The 18,523-nt window shown below is 55.0% G+C and carries 16 protein-coding genes; 14 read left to right on the forward strand and 2 right to left on the reverse strand.

The window, feature by feature from the left end; all coding sequences use genetic code 11:
- Nucleotides 1-37: 37 nt before the first annotated feature.
- The 10 genes from NST04_RS12460 to pseI are packed head-to-tail and all read left to right on the forward strand — an operon-like array spanning nucleotide 38 to nucleotide 10,877.
- Nucleotides 38-1,462 carry a CDP-glycerol glycerophosphotransferase family protein gene (locus tag NST04_RS12460; RefSeq protein ID WP_341184477.1) on the forward strand — a complete coding sequence of 475 codons (1,425 nt, stop codon included), beginning with the start codon at nucleotides 38-40 and terminating at the stop codon, nucleotides 1,460-1,462.
- Between the two features lie 17 nt (nucleotides 1,463-1,479).
- Nucleotides 1,480-2,484 carry an SDR family NAD(P)-dependent oxidoreductase gene (locus NST04_RS12465; RefSeq protein ID WP_341184478.1) on the forward strand — a complete coding sequence of 335 codons (1,005 nt, stop codon included), beginning with the start codon at nucleotides 1,480-1,482 and terminating at the stop codon, nucleotides 2,482-2,484.
- Between the two features lie 11 nt (nucleotides 2,485-2,495).
- Nucleotides 2,496-3,461: a dTDP-glucose 4,6-dehydratase gene (locus NST04_RS12470; RefSeq protein ID WP_341184479.1), complete on the forward strand. Its 966-nt coding sequence runs from the start codon at nucleotides 2,496-2,498 to the stop codon at nucleotides 3,459-3,461.
- Nucleotides 3,458-4,654 (forward strand): UDP-4-amino-4,6-dideoxy-N-acetyl-beta-L-altrosamine transaminase, encoded by a 1,197-nt coding sequence (gene pseC / locus NST04_RS12475; RefSeq protein ID WP_341184480.1) that lies wholly within the window; start codon nucleotides 3,458-3,460, stop codon nucleotides 4,652-4,654. The genes NST04_RS12470 and pseC overlap by 4 nt, the downstream gene beginning before the upstream one ends.
- Before the next feature lie 24 nt (nucleotides 4,655-4,678).
- Entirely contained in the window at nucleotides 4,679-6,448 is a 1,770-nt protein-coding gene (locus NST04_RS12480; RefSeq protein WP_341184481.1) for an N-acetylneuraminate synthase family protein, read from the forward strand.
- 17 nt (nucleotides 6,449-6,465) lie between these two features.
- Nucleotides 6,466-7,383 (forward strand): aldo/keto reductase, encoded by a 918-nt coding sequence (locus NST04_RS12485; protein ID WP_341184482.1) that lies wholly within the window; start codon nucleotides 6,466-6,468, stop codon nucleotides 7,381-7,383.
- Between the two features lie 4 nt (nucleotides 7,384-7,387).
- Nucleotides 7,388-8,185, forward strand: coding sequence for an SDR family oxidoreductase (locus NST04_RS12490; protein ID WP_341184483.1), 798 nt, complete (start codon nucleotides 7,388-7,390; stop codon nucleotides 8,183-8,185).
- A 17-nt stretch (nucleotides 8,186-8,202) separates the two neighbouring features.
- Nucleotides 8,203-9,303 (forward strand): UDP-2,4-diacetamido-2,4,6-trideoxy-beta-L-altropyranose hydrolase, encoded by a 1,101-nt coding sequence (gene pseG / locus NST04_RS12495; RefSeq protein WP_341184484.1) that lies wholly within the window; start codon nucleotides 8,203-8,205, stop codon nucleotides 9,301-9,303.
- Nucleotides 9,275-9,847: a UDP-4-amino-4,6-dideoxy-N-acetyl-beta-L-altrosamine N-acetyltransferase gene (gene pseH / locus NST04_RS12500; protein ID WP_341184485.1), complete on the forward strand. Its 573-nt coding sequence runs from the start codon at nucleotides 9,275-9,277 to the stop codon at nucleotides 9,845-9,847. Before pseG ends, pseH begins: the two co-directional genes overlap by 29 nt.
- Complete coding sequence (gene pseI, locus NST04_RS12505; RefSeq protein ID WP_341184486.1) at nucleotides 9,825-10,877, forward strand: pseudaminic acid synthase; 1,053 nt, start codon at nucleotides 9,825-9,827, stop codon at nucleotides 10,875-10,877. The genes pseH and pseI overlap by 23 nt, the downstream gene beginning before the upstream one ends.
- A gap of 507 nt (nucleotides 10,878-11,384) precedes the next feature.
- On the opposite strand, the gene NST04_RS12510 is transcribed toward pseI, so the two are convergent.
- Nucleotides 11,385-11,621, reverse strand: a complete 237-nt coding sequence (locus tag NST04_RS12510) for a hypothetical protein (RefSeq protein WP_341184487.1) — start codon at nucleotides 11,619-11,621, stop codon at nucleotides 11,385-11,387.
- A gap of 646 nt (nucleotides 11,622-12,267) precedes the next feature.
- Here NST04_RS12510 and ileS point away from each other — a divergent pair.
- Both ileS and NST04_RS12520 read left to right on the forward strand, forming a co-directional pair.
- Nucleotides 12,268-15,360: an isoleucine--tRNA ligase gene (gene ileS, locus NST04_RS12515; protein WP_341184488.1), complete on the forward strand. Its 3,093-nt coding sequence runs from the start codon at nucleotides 12,268-12,270 to the stop codon at nucleotides 15,358-15,360.
- Between the two features lie 176 nt (nucleotides 15,361-15,536).
- Complete coding sequence (locus NST04_RS12520; protein WP_341184489.1) at nucleotides 15,537-15,947, forward strand: DUF5665 domain-containing protein; 411 nt, start codon at nucleotides 15,537-15,539, stop codon at nucleotides 15,945-15,947.
- Nucleotides 15,948-16,065: 118 nt separating this feature from the next.
- On the opposite strand, the gene NST04_RS12525 is transcribed toward NST04_RS12520, so the two are convergent.
- Entirely contained in the window at nucleotides 16,066-16,794 is a 729-nt protein-coding gene (locus tag NST04_RS12525) for a TraR/DksA C4-type zinc finger protein (protein WP_341184490.1), read from the reverse strand.
- A gap of 256 nt (nucleotides 16,795-17,050) precedes the next feature.
- On the opposite strand from NST04_RS12525, the gene lspA reads away from it, so the two are divergent.
- Nucleotides 17,051-17,554, forward strand: coding sequence for a signal peptidase II (gene lspA / locus NST04_RS12530; RefSeq protein ID WP_341185232.1), 504 nt, complete (start codon nucleotides 17,051-17,053; stop codon nucleotides 17,552-17,554).
- Nucleotides 17,547-18,521 carry an RluA family pseudouridine synthase gene (locus NST04_RS12535; protein ID WP_341184491.1) on the forward strand — a complete coding sequence of 325 codons (975 nt, stop codon included), beginning with the start codon at nucleotides 17,547-17,549 and terminating at the stop codon, nucleotides 18,519-18,521. The genes lspA and NST04_RS12535 overlap by 8 nt, the downstream gene beginning before the upstream one ends.
- The last annotated feature ends 2 nt before the right edge of the window (nucleotides 18,522-18,523 follow it).

The raw sequence follows: 18,523 nt of genomic DNA on the forward strand, positions 1-18,523 counted from the left end.
CTCTGCCTAGAAAGGTACCACGAGGAGGGAAAACGGATTGTCCATCTATCTGTCCAATTACTGGTCGCTCTATAGTGAATTTATCCATGCTGCGCAGGAGCTGAAGTACAGGAATATCCCATTGGCCCTGATGACGAACTTCTATCAACAAATCAACGATGAGCTTAGGAGCGAGATGGGGAGCAGCGATTTTAAGCTGAAGCTGGAGCATTCCGGTATTCATGAGCAGCACCAGATTCAGCCTTTCTTTGAAAATGAGGTTGCGCCGCTCTATCAGCCTGTAAAGTCCAATCTGAAGGGCAAAATACTGATTAATCTGGACTATATCAGAATGTCGGAGAAAACGATCAGCGAGCATTTCAGCGGAGATTCAGCAATGATTCTGTCCCGCTCCAGAGCCACCGAGCTGTATGGAATCCCCAATGTATATAGCCTGGGCTACAAGCAGGACACCAAAGCTGCTTCGGAAGAGCTGGTCCGGCGCGCTGCTGACCTTTTTGCGAAGGCCGAAGGACATCCTGCGTTCAGCAATGATTTTTTTACCCAGACCTTCCTAAGCCGGATTCCTTCCATTGTAGATACTATCGAAATGGTGTTTAATCTCTACGATGACCTGCCGGTAGCGGCTGTAATGGTAGGTACGACAGAAGATGTAGCCAGCCGGGCGCTTGCTGTCGTTGCAGGGATCAAGGGGATTCCCAGCGTATGTCTGCAGCACGGAATTCTGATGGGAGAGGAAGCCTTCATTCCTGTATTCTCCAGCCATATCGCAATCTACGGGCAATATGAACAGGATTGGTACGTGCGCAGAGGGCTTGAAGCCGGGCGGATCATGATTACCGGCCATGCCCGTTACGATGATATCTTTACTTCGAAGGTTACGTCTACAGAGTCTTTTAGAGAAACCTACCAGCTTGATCCTCATAAAATCACCTTACTAATCGCTACCGGACCGACGCTGGATGAATACAAGATCCGCACCCTGCTCACCCAATTGGCCTCACATCCGCAGTTTCAGCTGATCATCAAGCCCCATCCCTGGGAGCTGTCCAAGAAGCTGATTTCGCTGTATACCGAGTACGAAGAAGAATATAGCAATGTTCATGTGGTTACCGACCGCAAGGCAGACACCCGTGAGCTGATTATGAAATCGGATGCTGTGGTCGCCACCCTCTCCACGGTTGCCCTTGAAGGTCTTTTGTTCGATAAGCCTGTATTTGTCTACAAATTCATTCAGGCTAACCGTGAATATGATTACTATGATGCCCTTGACCGCTATATTCAAACAGAACCGTCGGACTTAACCCGCATCATCGCCCGCTATTATTCCAGCAATGTAGAGAAAACAAACTACAAGACTGTAAAAGAGAAATTCTTGCAGCAAGCCTATCAGATTCCTGACTCCGGCAAAGCGCTTGCGGATCTCATGGACCGCCTGATCCATGGAAGCGGGAACCGATGAAGCGGGAGGTGGAGAGCATGTTCTTCCGGAATAAAAGGATTCTGATTATCGGCGGTACCGGCACCATCGGAAAAAGTATTGCAAAGCTCCTTCTGAAGCAGGAGCCAGAGATCATCCGGATTCTCAGCAGAGACGAGTATAAGCAGTTCGAGCTGCAGGATGAGCTGCAAGGGAACGCAAGACTTAGCTACCTGATCGGAGATGTCCGGGATTATGACCGTGTGCTGGCTGCAATGGAGGGGATAGATTATGTGTTCCATACAGCTGCTATGAAGCATGTATCCTTCTGTGAATATAACCCGTTCGAGGCTGTACTTACAAACATTATCGGCACTCATAACGTGATTCAGGCAGCGAAGCAGCAGAAGGTATGCAAGGTCGTTTTTACAAGCACAGATAAAGCCATTTCACCGACCAACAACTACGGAGCCACCAAGCTGTCTGCGGAGAAGCTGATTTCCTCTGCCGTCACCTCAGGCGGCTCCGGCCAAACGGTGTTCTGCACCGTACGGTTCGGGAATGTGATGGGCTCCAGAGGGTCTGTCATTCCCTTGTTTGTGAAGCAGGCGAGAGAAGGCAGGGCGATCACCGTAACAGATCTGTCCATGACAAGGTTCATGATGACGCTGGAGCAGGCAACCCGGCTGACCGTTCAGTCCCTGCAGCTGGCGAAGGGTGGTGAGACTTTTATTCTGAAGATGCCGGTGATCAGGCTGAAGGATCTGGCTGAGGTTGTAGCCGAGGAGGCGCCGAAGAAATATGGGACCCTCCCGACTGCAGTGAAGATCCTGGAGATCGGCCTGAAGCCGGGCGAGAAGAGATATGAAGAACTGATGACCCACGAGGAATCCCTAAGCGCTTTTGAATTACAGGATGTATACATTGTCCCTTCCCCCTATGCTGCACCGCAGTCCTACCGGGAAGCAAGCAGGCCGAAGCCGGGCACCTACAGCTCCGAAAGAGAGATCCCGCTGACGAAGGAGCAGGTCAAGAAGCTGGCATCGGAACAAAATCTAATCTAATGGAGGCTACTATGAATATACTCGTAACCGGAGGTGCCGGCTTCATCGGCAGATGGGTAGTCGGACGTTTGTTAAAGGATGGACAAAGGGTATGGGTCGTCGATAATCTGGCGAATTCATCGCTGGATAATCTGAAGGAGTATGAAGATCATGAGTATTTACAGAAGGTGCAGATCATGGATCTCAAGGACAGAGAAGCCTTGAAAAAGCTTTTCCGTGAGACCTCCTTCGACCTGTGCTACCATCTGGCAGCAAGTATTAATGTGCAAGACAGCATAGATGATCCTGAGACCACGTTCAACAATGATACACTGGCCACCTTCTATCTGCTCGAGGAATGCCGCAAGCAGCAGGTGAAGATGGTCTTCATGAGTACCTGCATGGTCTACGCCCGGGCGGCGGATGAACAGGGAATTGACGAGCAATCTCCTGTCAAGCCAGCCTCTCCCTATGCCGGGGCCAAGATCGCTGCGGAGAACATGGTACTATCCTATTTCCATGCTTATGATCTGCCGGTGGTCGTCGTAAGGCCGTTTAACACGTATGGTCCCTATCAGAAAACCGGCGGCGAAGGCGGCGTTGTGGCGATCTTCATCCACAGCAAATTAAAAGGCCAGCCGCTGAATATCTACGGGGACGGCACCCAGTCACGGGATCTATTATATGTCTTGGACTGTGCAGATTTCGTAGTGGAGGCTGGCTACAGCGACAAGCTGCATGGAGAAATTGTTAATGCAGGCACGGGTGAGGATATCACCGTCAATCAATTGGCCGAGCTGATTGCAGACGGGCAGGCACCGGTCCAGCATGTTCCCCATATTCACCCGCAGAGTGAGATTCAGAAGCTCTTATGCAATTACAACAAGGCAGAGAAGCAATTGTCCTGGACACCTAAGGTTACCATCCAAGAGGGCATCCGGCAGACAGAGCAATGGATTCTTGAGACCTTTCACCGAAAGGAGCCGAACCAATCATGAGTAAAAGCAAACTGGCCATTGACGGCGGGAAGCCTGTACGTGCCCACTACTTGCCGTATGGGAGACAGATGATCGATGACGAGGATATTGAGTCCGTGGTCAAGGTGCTGCAAAGTGATTATTTGACCAGCGGCCCGGCCATTGAGCAATTCGAAGCAGAGATCGCAGCGTTTACCGGGGCAAAATATGCGGTGGCCTTCTCCAGCGGAACTGCGGCACTGCACGGGGCCTGTTATGCCGCCGGGATCGGCGAAGGAGATGAGGTGATTACGACTCCCATGACGTTTGCCGCTACTGCGAACTGTGTGCTGTATCAGGGGGGCGTACCGGTATTCGCCGATATCGATCCGCGGACATATAATCTTGATCCGCAGCGGATCAGGGAGAGAATTACTGCTAGAACGAAAGCGATTATTCCCGTCCATTTCACGGGTCAGCCGGCACAGCTTGATGAGATCCTGCAGATTGCAAGGGAGCATAATTTGATCGTGATTGAGGATGCCGCCCATGCGCTTGGTGCGAGATATAAGAATACAAGCATTGGGGCGATCGGGGACATGACTATGTTCAGCTTTCATCCGGTAAAGCATATAACAACGGGAGAAGGCGGAATGATCACTACAAATAACCCGGTGTATTACGAGAAGCTGCTGCAGTTCCGCACCCACGGCATCACCAGGGATGAGCGCAAGTTAAGGGAGAATCACGGACCCTGGTATTATGAGATGCAGTTCCTCGGCTACAACTACCGGATCACAGATATACAGACTTCACTTGGCATCTCCCAGTTACGCAGAATCGGGAGCTTCATCGAGAAGCGCAAGCAGCTTGCCGCCTTGTATCTGCAAGAGCTGAGCGCCACCGAGGAGCTCATTCTTCCGCACCAGCTTCCAGAGTCGGAGTCGAGCTGGCATCTGTTCATTGTCAGACTTCAGCTCTCTAAGCTGACGGCTACCAGGAAGACGGTCTTTCAGGCGCTGCAAAAGGAGAACATCGGCGTAAACGTCCACTACATCCCTGCCTATCTGCACCCGTACTACGAAAGCTTGGGGTTCCGCAAGGGAATCTGTCCGGTCGCTGAAAGCTGCTATGAGGAATTCATTACACTCCCGCTATATGCGGGCATGGAAGCTGAAGATGTGATGGATGTGGTCGCAGCGGTCAAGAAGGTGATCCGCCACTACTCCAAATAAAAATAGAGAAGGGAGGGGATTAATGTGGGCAAAGTGAAGGTGATTGCCGAAATTGCCAATGCCCATTGGGGCGACCCCCGCCGGCTGCGGGAGCTGATCCTCGCAGCCGCACGCAGCGGCGCTGACGGGGTGAAATTTCAATGGTTCCATTACGACAGCCTGGCGGTGCCGGATTTCATCCATTATCAGACGTATATCGATTTGTTCATCGGCAAGCAGCAATGGGCGGAGGCTGTCCAGCTTGCCAAGGCTGAGGGGCTGGAGGTCTGGGTGGATCTCTATGATGAATGGAGTGTCGGGCTGCTCGCGGAGCTTGAATCGCAGGTAGACGGCTTGAAATTACCCACAACCGTACTCCAGTCGCTGCCCTTGACTCTAGCCCTGCACAGGTTCAATAAGCCCTTACTCATCGGCGTAAGCGGCTGGCTGGAGGAAGAGATGGACTCCCAATTATCCTACATCCGCAGCCATTTCAAAGGTCCAATCGTGCTTATGCACGGCTTCCAGGGCTATCCGACCCGGACAGAGGATTCCAATCTGAGCCGTATCGCCCATCTCAAGCAGACCTATCAGCTGGAGGTGGGCTTCGCAGACCATGAGGATGCTGATCATGAAATGGCGGTTGATCTTCCGGTCTATGCCTATCTGCTGGGGGCGAGTGTCATTGAGAAGCACATTACCTTGAACCGTGCGGAGAAAGGCATTGACTATTATTCCGCGCTTGAGCCGGAGGAATTCGGGCGGATGGTGAAGAAGCTGCGCCGGGCAGAGTGTGTACAGGGCAGTCTCGAAATTAAGGAATCGGAAAGAAGGTATCTGGAGGATTCCTCTCTGAGGATCGTCTCCCGCAGAGAGCTGCGCCCGGGTGAAATGATCACGCCTGAGAACATATGCTATAAACGTTCATCTATGCCGGATGCCCTCATGGCAAGCAAGGCTTCCATACCATTTCCTATGATTGCCACCTCAGCCATTCCTGCGAACACACCCCTCACGCCCGGGAAGGTAAAAGCACCCAAAATCTGCATTGCTGTCATCTGCAGATTGAAATCCACCCGGCTCCGCCGCAAGGCGCTGCGCGAGATTCACGGCATTGCGGCCATCGAAAGATGCCTGATGAATTGTCTGGCTGTGCCGGGCGGCTATGAGGTGGTGCTGGCCACCTCGGATCTGCCGGACGACCAGCCGCTTACGGCGTTCACCCTGAACGATCAGGTGAAGGTGGTCACCGGCGACCCGGACAATGTGGCTGCAAGAATGCTGAGCGTGGCAGAAGCGGCCCAGGCGGATATCGTGGTCCGGGTGACCGGCGACAATCCGGCTATTTCCCCGGAGATGCTTCAGCTTCTGATAGACCGGCATCTGGCAAGCGGTGCAGACTTCACCTACGCCAAGGAGTCGACCATGGGGACGGTCGGGGATGTTTTTACCGTTGAAGCGCTGAGAAGGCTGCTGCACTATTCCAATCCGCTTACGCATGCGGAATATCTGTCCTTTTACTTTTTCAACAATCCGCATCTCTTCAAGATCAATGCAGTGGATCTTCCTGGGGAGTGGGTGCATCCTGAGTGGCGGTTGACCATGGATGAGATTCAGGATCTGGAGCTGTTCGAGACGGTCTATCAGGCACTGGATGTGGGGGCAAGACCGCTATTCTTCGAAGAATTGAAGGCATTCCTTCAGGAACACCCTGAGGTGGCCGAGCACAACCGGGGCATTCGTGTGAAATGGCGGGATGATACGGAGCTGGTCAAGGAGCTGAATGCAGCAACCACCCTGAACAAGAAATTATAACGTTAGCGAGGCATCGGATGATGATAAACAAAGCGGGCCTTGTGCTGGGGACGGCCCAGCTGGGCGGAAATTACGGGATTGCGAATGCAGCTGCGAACTCCTCTGTGCAACAGAGGAACGAACTGCTCCGATATGCCCTCTCCTCAGGGATCGGTTATTTGGATACCGCGCCGGGATACGGGGACAGTGAGTCTATCATCGGAGATTGCCTGGAAGGTGCAGATCCGCAGAGCCGGCCGCAGATTGTGACGAAGCTCCCTTCCGTCCAGCGGCTGCGGCTGCACACGGAGGAAGCGCGGAGGAGGTTCGTCACCTCTTCCGTGCATGCTTCCCTGGACCGGCTGAAGTGTTCTGCGCTGGACGCTTGTCTCTTGCATGATCCGCTCGATATGACTTACCAGGGCGGCGAAATTCTGCGAGTGCTGCAGGAGCTGAAGCGGCAGCAATTAATCCGCAGAATCGGTGTATCTGTGTATGATGCGGAGGATGTTGCGGATTTTATGCGCTTGGAGGGGCTGGACAGCATTCAAATTCCGCTGAATGTCCTGGATCAGAGATGGCTCGTTAATGGAATGCTGGAGCAGTTCGCCCGGAAGGGAACAGAAATCTTCGTCCGCAGCGTCTATCTGCAAGGCCTGCTGCTGATGGCACCGGAGCAGCTTCCGGCTGGGCTGAAGCAAGCGGAGCAGCCGTTGTTACGATTAATCAGATACAGCAAGGAAACCGGGATACCGGTTAAAGAGCTGTGTTTCCTCTATGTAAGGGATCTTCCGGGGATATCCGGGCTGGTGATTGGCTGCGAGACGGTGGAGCAGGTGCAGGAGAATCTGCGGATGATGGCATTGCCTCCTCTAAGCCGGGCGGTGAGACAGACGCTTGGTGAATCCTTTGCGGATATTCCTGTAGAGATCATTGACCCCAGGAGGTGGAATTAACAAGATGCATACTCTTCAAGAATTATTTAATCTGCAAGGCAAGGCAGCGGTGGTGACCGGAGGTGCCGGTTATCTGGGCACTGCCATAGCGGAGGGGCTGGCTGAGGCAGGCGCGGCAGTCTATCTGGTCAGCTCGAACGGGCAGCGCTGCAAGGAGGCTGCGGAGGCCATTGCCCGCACCACCGGAGCAGCCTGCTTCGGCAAGGCGATGGATATCCGGCAGGAAGCATCAGTCAGAGAATGTATTCAGAGCATCGCTGAAGCGGCCGGTACCATAGATATCTTAGTCAATAATGCTGCGTTCAGTTCAGCGGCCAAGCTGGCGGACATGAGTGAAGAGCAGTGGCTGACCGGGCTGGACGGGACGATCAATGGAACCTTCAGATGTGTCAAAGCGGTCCTGCCCTATATGGTTGAGCAAAAGAGAGGCTCCATCATTAACGTCTCCTCGATGTACGGGCTGGTCTCGCCTAACCCGGAGGTCTACGGAGACAGCGGGATGGATAATCCCGCTAATTACGGAGCCGGTAAAGCAGCGATAGGCCAGTTTACCCGTTACATTGCCTGCCACTTCGGGCAACATGGAATCAGAGCGAATACGGTATCGCCCGGGCCCTTTCCTAATGCAGCGGTTCAAGCTGCCGATCCGCAGTTCATCCGGCAGCTGGAAAGGAAGAATCCGCTGGGCAGGATCGGCACTCCTGAAGATTTGAAGGGAGTGATGGTATTCCTGGCTTCCGCCGCCTCAAGCTATGTTACAGGTGAGAATATCTCTGTTGACGGAGGCTGGACCGCATGGTAAGCACAGCAGCTAATCGAATGAATATATGGATTCGGGCCGATTCCTCGTATTCTATGGGCACGGGCCATATCATGCGCTGCCTGACACTTGCAGGCGGGCTTGCCGCCAGAGGCGGGCAGATCACGTTCATTTGCCGTGAGCTGCCGGGGAATCTGGCCGACTATATCAGAGGCCAGGGCTATGCGGTGGAGTTGCTGCCGCCGCCGGATGATCCGTCGTACGCCGCATTCTGGCTTCAGGTGGATTGGCGGACCGATGCCATGGAGACGGTGCAGCGGCTGGAGGCGGCTGCTCCTGCTCCTGCGGATTGCCTCATTATCGACCATTACGGGATTGATAAGCGGTGGGAGACATGGGTACAGGGGAAAGTGAAGAAGATAGTAGCCATCGACGATCTGGCGGACCGCCCGCATGAGTGTGATCTGCTGCTGGACCCCAATCCTGCCGCTGCCAGGGACCGTTATCAGGGGCTGATTCCCGCTTACTGCACGAAATTGACAGGCACCTGCTATACACTGCTCCGGCCGGAATTCCGCGCGGCTAAGCGGGGGCTGGCTGAACGGGACGGAAGTATAAGCCGGGTTCTGGTGTTTTTTGGCGGCACCGATCCTACGGGGGAGACTCTCAAAACCTTGCAGGCCCTGCAAAGTCCCGCCTTCGCTAACCTGAAGCTGGATGTCGTAGCAGGCGGAATGAACCGCCGCAAGGATGACATCGCAGCGTTATGTGACACGATGCCGCAGGCCAGCTTCCATTGTCAGATTGATTACATGGCTGACTTGATGCAGAAGGCGGGTCTCTCCATCGGAGCAGGCGGAAGTACGACCTGGGAACGCTGTTACCTGGGCCTCCCTTCGCTGTGCATTATTACGGCGGATAATCAGCGGGAGATCACGGCCTTGGTTCATGCGAAGGGGGCTGCATTAAGCCTGGGGAAGAGTAGTGAGGTGACTGCCCAAGAGATTGAGCAGGGGCTTAAGGCTATGCTGGCTGACCCGGCGGGGGTACGGGCCATGTCAGAGCAGGCGCTCCTCCTGATGGGCGAGGATAAATGGGATGAGGTCATAGACAGGATTATGGGAGGGGACTATGGCAGACCTAAGGGAATACAGGCTTGAGAAGCTGAGCGAGGAGCATAGCCGGCTAATATGGGAATGGCGCAATGCCGATCACATCCGGCCCTATATGAATCATGACGGGATGATTCCGCTGGAAGAGCATCTTAGCTGGATGCATGCCATAGCGGAGGATACCAGCCGGGTCGTCCGGATCTGTTACTATCTGGACACACCGGCGGGCTTCGTGCAGTTCTCGCAGATCGACAGGGTCCACAAGACCTGTGAATGGGGCTTTTATATAGGGGATAAGAGCTGTCCCCCCGGCTCCGGTACCATGATGGGAATCTTGGCGCTGGAGCATATTTTTCAGGTAGAGCAGCTAAGTAAGGTATGCGCGCAAATCCTGGATTTTAATCAGCGGAGCTTGTCCTATCACCGTAAACTAGGCTTCGTAGAGGAAGGCAGGCTGTGCAGGCAACGGATCAGAAATCATCAGCCTGTGGATGTGGTCTTGATGGCCCTGTTCCGGGAGCCATGGGAGAGCCGCAGGCTACGGCTGACAGAGGAGGCAACGACAGGCCATGAAGGAAATCAGGATCGGTAAACGTACCATCGGCAGCGGGCATCCGCCTTTTGTTATCGCGGAGATGTCCGGTAATCATAATAAGTCCCTGGACCGTGCGCTCGAAATCGTTAAGGCCGCTGCCCGGGCTGGCGCTCATGCGTTCAAAATCCAGACCTATACGCCAGATACTATGACGCTTAATCTACGGACTAAGGAGTTCATGATTGGGGAATCGAACGGACTGTGGAAGGGGAAATCGCTGTATGAGCTGTATGCTGAGGCATATACGCCTTGGGAGTGGCATGAGCCTATCTTTGCTTTGTGCAGGGCACTCGGGATGATTCCGTTCAGCACCCCGTTTGATGAGTCCTCGCTCGAATTCCTGGAGACGCTCGGCGTCGACTGCTACAAGATCGCTTCCTTTGAAAATAATGATATTCCCTTATTGCGGAAGGTGGCCTCCAAAGGGAAGCCAATGATCATTTCCACCGGGATGGCCTCGCTTGGCGATATTGAACAGGCTGTCCACACCATTACCGGGGCAGGCTGCCAGGAGTATATACTGCTCAAATGCACCAGCAGCTATCCGGCTTCGCCCGAGAATACCAACCTTAACACCATTCCGTATCTGCGCGACGTCTTCCGTGCTCAGGTGGGCCTGTCTGACCATACCCTGGGCGTAGGGGCAGCAGTAGCAAGCGTGGCGCTGGGCAGTACCGTGATCGAAAAGCATTTCACCCTGAACCGTGCGGAAGGCGGAGTGGATGCTGCCTTCTCTCTGGAGCCGGCAGAGTTCGCTTCCCTGGTCCGGGAGACAGATACAGCCTGGAGGGCACTCGGCGGCGTCTCCATCGGCCCCACCCCCGAAGAAGAGAAATCCCTGCAGTTCAGACGGTCTGTCTATACCTCCAAGGATATCAAGGCCGGAGACCTGCTCACTGCGGATAACATCAGAGTCATCCGTCCCGGCTACGGCCTCGCGCCCAAATATTATGATCTGCTCATCGGCAAACGCTTGAGAACCGGTCTGCCCGCCGGCACCCCGCTGAGCTGGGACCTGCTGCTGTAATCCGCCTTGACAATTGGGGCGAAAACGTCTATAACTAGAACATATCTGTATCCATTGAATCCAAATTCGATGACGGGACAAGTACGATAAGGTAACGTTCTCCAGAGAGTCGGTGCTTGCTGCGAGCCGATCGTTCACGCCTTACCCGAAGATCCTCCCCTAGAAGCTAAGCTGAAGCGTGTATACGTGTGTAGGCTCCGCCGTCTGCCGGACGTTATCCCGGACCCGCAAGGTTGTCTATTGCCTGCGGACTGAGATTGTACTGAATCCACACCCCTTAGGATGTGCGTGCAGTGCAAATTAGGGTGGTATCGCGAGCGTCGTCTCGCCCCTTTGGGGGCGGGGCGGCGTTTATTTATTTTTTTATCCCCCTAAATCCCCCTTCCAAGGGGGACCCCAAGGGCTGGCCGCCCTCTGGACACCCGCAACAAGTGCATCGAGGTTGGAGAGGCGTCCGCGGAAGGGGGAAAATTTGTTCGGCGTAGGACCGGCCCTTCTTAGGCTACCCTAGCGGGTACGCCTGCGGGGCCTTAACAGCGCTAACTGCGCAGCCCGGCCAGTGCTGCCCTCCGGGTTCGCGGGCCGGGAGGCCCAAGAACGAACGGCAAGCCCCCCGTCCAAGAAGCTGCCCTCCGGGTTCGCGGGCCGGGTGGCCCAAGAGCCAACGGCAAGCCCCCGTCCAGTGCTGCCCTCCGGGTTCGCGGGCCGGGTGGTCCAAGAGCCAACGGTAAGCCCCCCGTCCAAGAAGCTGCCCTCCGGGATCGCGGGCCGGGAGCCCAAGAGCCAACGGCAAGCCCCCCGTCCAGTGCTGCCCTCCGGGTTCGCGGGCCGGGAGCCCAAGAGCCAACGGCAAGCCCCCGTCCAGTGCTGCCCTCCGGGTTCGCGGGCCGGGAGGCCCAAGAGTTAACGGCAAGCCCCCCGTCCAGTGCTGCCCTCCGGGTTCGCGGGCCGGGAGGCCCAAGAGCCAACGGCAAGCCCCCGTCCAGTGCTGCCCTCCGGGTTCGCGGGCCGGGTGGCCCAAGAGCCAACGGCAAGCCCCCGGCCAGTGCTGCCCTCCGGGTTCGCGGGCCAGGCGCCCGAGAGCAAACGGCAAGGACCCCGGGCAAGCCCGGTGCCCTAGCGCAGTTAAGGCCCCGCAGGCGTACCCGTCAGGGCAGCCTAAGAAGGGCCGAGGATTCCGCCGAAGTAATCCTTCCCGTCCACAGACCCTGCTCCTCGCGCTATGCACTGATTTCGGGTGTCCAGAGGGCAGAGCCCTTGGGGCCCTCCCTTGGCGAAGGGAGGGTTTGGGAGGGATCGAAAATTTTTAAAGTTTTAAAATCTTTTTAAAAGAAGAAGGCTCGGATGTAATCCGAATAAGGTTTAAGACTAAACGAAGGGATTGACCATCATGCATAAGGTAGACGTCAAAGAAAAAGCCCGGGCCAGAGATGTCCGGATCTTGAAAAAGTGGAGCGAGGAGGACACGTTCCGCCGCTCGATGGAGAACCGTGAGGGACGCCCGAACTATGTGTTCTATGAAGGGCCGCCGACGGCTAACGGGGTGCCGCATATCGGGCACGTGCTGGGCCGGGTTATCAAGGATTTTATCGGCCGCTACCAGACCATGAAGGGCTTCCGCGTCATCCGCAAAGCGGGCTGGGATACGCACGGCCTGCCGGTAGAGCTCGGGGTGCAGAAGAAGCTCGGCATCTCCGGCAAGCAGGATATCGAAGAATACGGCGTCGAGAAGTTCATCAAGGAATGTAAGGAAAGTGTATTCGGCTATGAGAAGCAGTGGCGGGAATTCACAGAAGCGATCGGCTACTGGACGGATCTGGATCATCCATATGTAACGCTGGACAATACGTATATCGAGAGCGTGTGGAACATCCTGGCTACGGTGCATGAGAAAGGCCTGATGTACCGCGGTCACCGCGTTAGCCCTTACTGCCCGAGCTGCCAGACGACCCTCAGCTCCCATGAAGTTGCCCAGGGGTATAAGACCGTTAAGGATCTGAGTGCTACCGCCAAGTTCAAGCTGGACGGCAGCGGCGACTATGTGCTGGCTTGGACGACCACGCCTTGGACGCTTCCGGCGCATATGGCGCTGGCGATGAATCCGGCTATGGAATATGTACGTGCGCAGCAGGAAGACGGCGTGTATGTACTGGCGAAGAACCTGGTGGACGAAGTGCTGAAGGGCGAGTACACCATTCTGTCTACACACACTGGCGCTGACTTTATCGGCCAGAGCTATACACCGCCGTTCGGTTATATCAAGGCGGAGAAGCATAATGTGATTGTCGGAGCCTCTTTTGTAACAGATTCCAGCGGTACCGGGATCGTACATATGGCTCCGGCACACGGGGAAGACGACTATAAGAGCTGCCGCGAGAATGGGATCAGCTTCGTGAATGTAGTAGATGCTTCCGGGAAATACACGGATGTAGTGAGTGATTTTGCCGGACGGTTCGTGAAGGATTGTGACCTGGATATCGTGAAGGTGCTGTCTGAACGCGGACTGCTCTACCACAAGGAGAAATACGAGCACAGTTATCCGTTCTGCTGGCGCTGCGACACCCCGCTGCTCTATTATGCAACAGACAGCTGGTTCATCCAGACAACAGCGATCAAGGATCAGCTGATTGCCAACAATAACAGTGTAGATTGGTACCCGGACCATGTGCGCGAAGGCCGCTTCGGCAAGTTCCTGGAGGAGCTGGTGGACTGGAATATCAGCCGTAACCGCTACTGGGGGACGCCGCTTAACGTATGGGTCTGCCAGGAGACCGGCAAGGAATTTGCGCCGCACAGCATCGCCGAGCTGAGAGCGATGGCCGTCGGCGAGGTCGCTGAAGATATCGAGCTGCATAAGCCGTACGTGGATAATATCCAGCTGCGCAGCCCGTTCAGCGAAGGTGCCGTCATGGTCCGCACCCCGGAAGTGATCGACGTCTGGTTCGACAGCGGCTCGATGCCGTTCGCCCAGAGTCATTATCCGTTCGAGAATCAAGACCGGTTCGAGGACCAGTATCCGGCGGATATGATCTGCGAAGGGATCGACCAGACGCGCGGCTGGTTCTACAGCCTGCTGGCGGTATCGACCCTGTTCACGGGTAAGGCACCATACAAGGCGGTTATCGCCCACGGACATATTTTCGATGAGAACGGCCAAAAGATGTCCAAATCCAAAGGCAATGTCATTGACCCATGGGAGATCATGAACGAATACGGCACGGATGCCTTCCGCTGGGCCATTCTGTCTGACAGTGCGCCGTGGAACAACAAGCGGTTCTCGCGGGGGCTGGTCGGGGAGACGAAGTCCAAGGTAGTGGACACTCTGGTGAACACGCATGCTTTCCTTACGCTGTATGCCGGAATCGACGGCTATGATCCTGCGGATCACCCGTTCAAGGTATCTGAGCATAAGCTCGACCGCTGGATTCTGTCCCGTCTGAACAGCCTGATCGTGCTGGTGGATAAAGGGCTGGCCGTGAATGACTTCGTGAACACCTCCAAGGCCATTGAGAATTTCGTGGATGAGCTGAGCAACTGGTACATCCGCCGTTCCCGTGACCGGTTCTGGGGCAGCGGGCTGGGCGAAGAGAAGCTGGATGCTTACCGCACCCTTACGCATGTCCTGTTAACCACAGCCAAGCTGATGGCTCCATTTACCCCGATGCTGTCCGAGGATATCTTCACGAACCTGGGCGGCGGAGAGAGTGTACATCTGGCAGACTATCCGGCAGCGGACGAGAACCTGATCGACCTTGCCCTGGAAAAAGATATGGAGTACGCCCGCGGCATCGTTGAGCTGGCCCGTAACGTCCGCAACGAGAGCGGCATCAAGAACCGCCAGCCGTTGTCTGAGCTGATTGCGTCCACGCCTGACAACTTTAACGTGGCGGATTATGAAGAGCTGATCAAAGAAGAGATCAACGTCAAAAATATCGTCATCGAGCACAGCGACAGCGGCTTCGTAGACTTCACCCTGAAGCTGAACCTGAAGGTGGCAGGCAAGAAATACGGCAAGAGCGTCGGCTTCCTGCAAGGCTTCCTCAAAGCGATGGACAGTGACGCTACCCGCAAAGCGGTACAAGAAGGCGTTATCGCCATCGTGTCACCGGACGGAGAAGAGCTGCAGATTACGTCCGAGGAGCTGCTGGTTGAGAAGCAGGCCAAACCTGGCTTTGCTTCCGCTTCCGGCTATGGACTGACAGTGGCCTTGAACACAGAAATCACACCGGAGCTGGTACAGGAAGGCTGGGTGCGCGAAGTCGTACGTGCTGTGCAGGATTACCGTAAACGTCTGGATCTGCCGATTGACAAGCGCATTGCCCTGACCCTGCATGTCGATGACGAGCTGAAGGCGGCGGTGACCGCATTCGAGCATGTGCTGCGTGAGAATGTACTGTTGACTACGGTGGATTTTGACGGAGATTATACCTATGAGACAGTGGATGCCGGCGGCAAGAGCTTCGGTATTCATATCGGCGCTTAACTCTGGAGCGGCCGCGCATTACCTGTATTACTTGTCCCTGTATGGCATATACTAGCCGCAAAGGAAAAGTTTCCACGGGTTAGAATGCAAATGACGAGCCCTGTGCTTAAAGAGAGAATTCTCTTTGACCGGGCTCGTTTGTTTTGCGGCGTATAGACAACAGGAGGTGCAGGGGCATGGGGGGATGGAAAGAGGGGAAGAATCCTGCGGAGCAGCCGGAAGAGCCGGAAGAGCCGGGCAGAATTTCGATCAGAACCACGGACAGAGCCGTTGATCCGGCCGATCTTCCCCCGGAAGAGAAGCTGAACGCCCTGTACCGGATGACCACGAGTCTGGCCCAGCAGATGGAGAAGTCACGGATCTCGGAATATACCGAGCTACTGTATTCCCCCTTCCGGCTGATCTGGCTGAACATCCTCTCCGGAGTAGCCAGGGGGCTGGGGATTGCGCTTGGATTCACTTTTTTTGCGGCGACGATTATTTATGTGCTTCAGGTGCTGGGCGCGCTCAATCTGCCGATTATCGGCGACTATATCGCGGACATTGTGCGGATTGTCCAGCATCAGCTGGAGCTGAAGACGTTCTAAGTGCGGCTGAACCTGAAATAACCCCACATTGGTGGGGTTTTCTCTTCATCGGATCGTTCCTAACCATTGCCAAGCATTAGCTGGGCATGGTTTGTGCTTATTTGCTGTGCAAGCTCTGCTACTTCCGCTCTTTTCGGGTCGGGTCCAGCAGGTAGTCGCCTTCCTCGTCATCCATGTAATGGCGGTAGCTGTTGCCCTTGATAATCATCAGATGATTGCCGGAAATGTCGGTGGCTACGAAATTCTCCCAGGGCTCCACGAAGCCCTCGGTTTCGTCCGCTTCGATCTCCATATCATTGTAGGAGCCGATGTTGCTGCCTTCAGCCATCGCAGGCGAATCTGAATTGCCCCAGCTCTCTACGATCTGCCAGGCATCCTCGCCATCGAAGCCATTCTGGTCATCCCGCTCATCCAGACTGGTGCGGCCAAACGGCGGAGACAGCAGCTCCTCCTCGGCCGGACGGGTGAATGGAGCGCTCTGGCGGGGAGCATGCTCTTTCGTGTAGCGGGTGGAGGGAAGGGCGGCCAGCCGCTCATAAGGAATGGGTTCACCGCTGGCGATACAGATGCCGTACGTTCCTTCGTCCATTGCCCGCAGGGCGGATTCAATATCGTCCAGCTCATGCTCATCGCGCTCCAGCAGGGAGATATCCATGGAACGGTTATACAGCTCTGTGGCGGCATCACCGGGATGGTTGTCGATTTCGGACAGCTCTCCAGTGTTGTCCCGCATCGCCTCCTGTAGTCCGTATTGTCCGCTGCTCTTCAACCTGTGCTTAATATCCTCCTGCTGCTGCTGGAGAGTAGTACGCAGCCCGGAGAGCTGCTGTGGTGTCAGATGGCTCATTGCTGTGAGCTCCTTTCGGTAGCTAATCGCTGAAACGGTACCGTCCTTTAAAAGGAAGGCAAAACCGTTTCCGCTTCTACGGATAGCTTGGCCTCCGGGGCCCTTTTTTAGCGCTGGCAAATAGTGCCCTGCCTTAACCGGTTTGCCAGGTCATGCAATAGACGGGTTCTTGAGGCCTGTGCTACAATATACAAGTCTTTATACAGTATTCGTACCGCGAAGCCGCGGGAAAAATAAGAACGGAGTGACAACTTCTGTGGTGTACTTTCTGATTGCGCTAATTGTATTTCTGATTGACCAGGGTACCAAATATCTGATTGCCACCCGGCTGGAGCTCGCAGAGCAAATTCCGGTAATCAAGGATTTCTTCATTATTACGTCGCACCGCAATCGTGGAGCCGCCTTTGGAATTCTGGAGGGGCAGCAGTGGTTCTTCATTGTGATTACAGTAATCGTTGTATGCGGAATCGTCTGGTATCTGAACAAAACCCGCAAGACCCGCAAGCTGCTGCCTACCGCGCTGGCACTTGTTCTTGGCGGAGCAGTCGGCAACTTCCTGGACCGGATTCTTAACGGTGAGGTTGTGGATTTCCTCATGTTCAATTTCGGAAGCTATACGTTCCCGATCTTTAACGTGGCCGATTCCTGTATTGTGGTCGGGGTGGGTCTGATTATTCTGGACACGCTGCTGGAAGTGAAGGGCGAACAGGAAGTCACCGAGGTGAAGGAATCACAGGAAGTCAAAGAAGGGAATGAATGATTTGAACAAAGACGTCAAAGAGCTGGCGGATTCTGGCGCCCTCGAGGAAGGAAGAGACGTCACCGAATGGATCGTTGCCGAGGACAATGCGCGGGAGCGGATTGATAAATACGTTACAGAGGCCATGGAAGACGAGATTTCACGCTCCCAGGTTCAGCTATGGATCAGCAGTGGCCATGTCGTGGTCAACGGCGCGCCGGTCAAAGCGAACTATAAGCTGAATGAAGGCGATAAGGTAACCGTTACGGTGCCGGAACCCGAGGTTACGGATCTGATCGCACAGGATATTCCGATTGAAGTGGCTTATGAGGACAGCGATGTGATTGTGGTGAACAAGGTGCGCGGCATGGTTGTGCATCCGGCAGTGGGGCATCCCTCCGGCACTTTGGTCAATGCGCTGATGTATCATTGCAAGGATCTGTCCGGCATTAACGGCGAGATTCGTCCAGGCATTGTCCACCGGATCGACAAGGATACCTCCGGTCTGATTATGGCAGCTAAGAATGATGCCAGTCATGCTTCGCTGTCCGCCCAGCTTAAGGAGCACAGTGTGACCCGCCGCTATATCGCAGTGGTGCACGGCAATCTGTCTCATGACAAGGGAACCGTAGATGCTCCTATCGGCCGTGATCCGCATGACCGCAAGCTGTATACCGTAACCGAGAAGAACAGCAAGCGCTCCGTGACGCATTTTACCGTGCTGGAGCGGTTTGGTGACTGCACACTGCTGGAGCTGCAGCTTGAGACAGGGCGCACGCATCAGATCCGTGTTCACATGAAGTTCATCGGCCATCCGCTGGTGGGTGATCCAATCTACGGGCGCAGCAAGGGAACTACCATGAACGGACAAGCCCTGCATGCAGCGGTACTGGGTTTTGTACATCCTTCCACAGGCGAATACAAGGAGTTCAGCGCGCCGATTCCGGCGGATATGGAAGAACTTCTATTTACGCTGCGCAGCAGATAAGT

The organism is Paenibacillus sp. FSL H7-0756 (genome assembly GCF_038006765.1).
Classification (GTDB): Bacteria; Bacillota; Bacilli; order Paenibacillales; family Paenibacillaceae; genus Paenibacillus_AQ.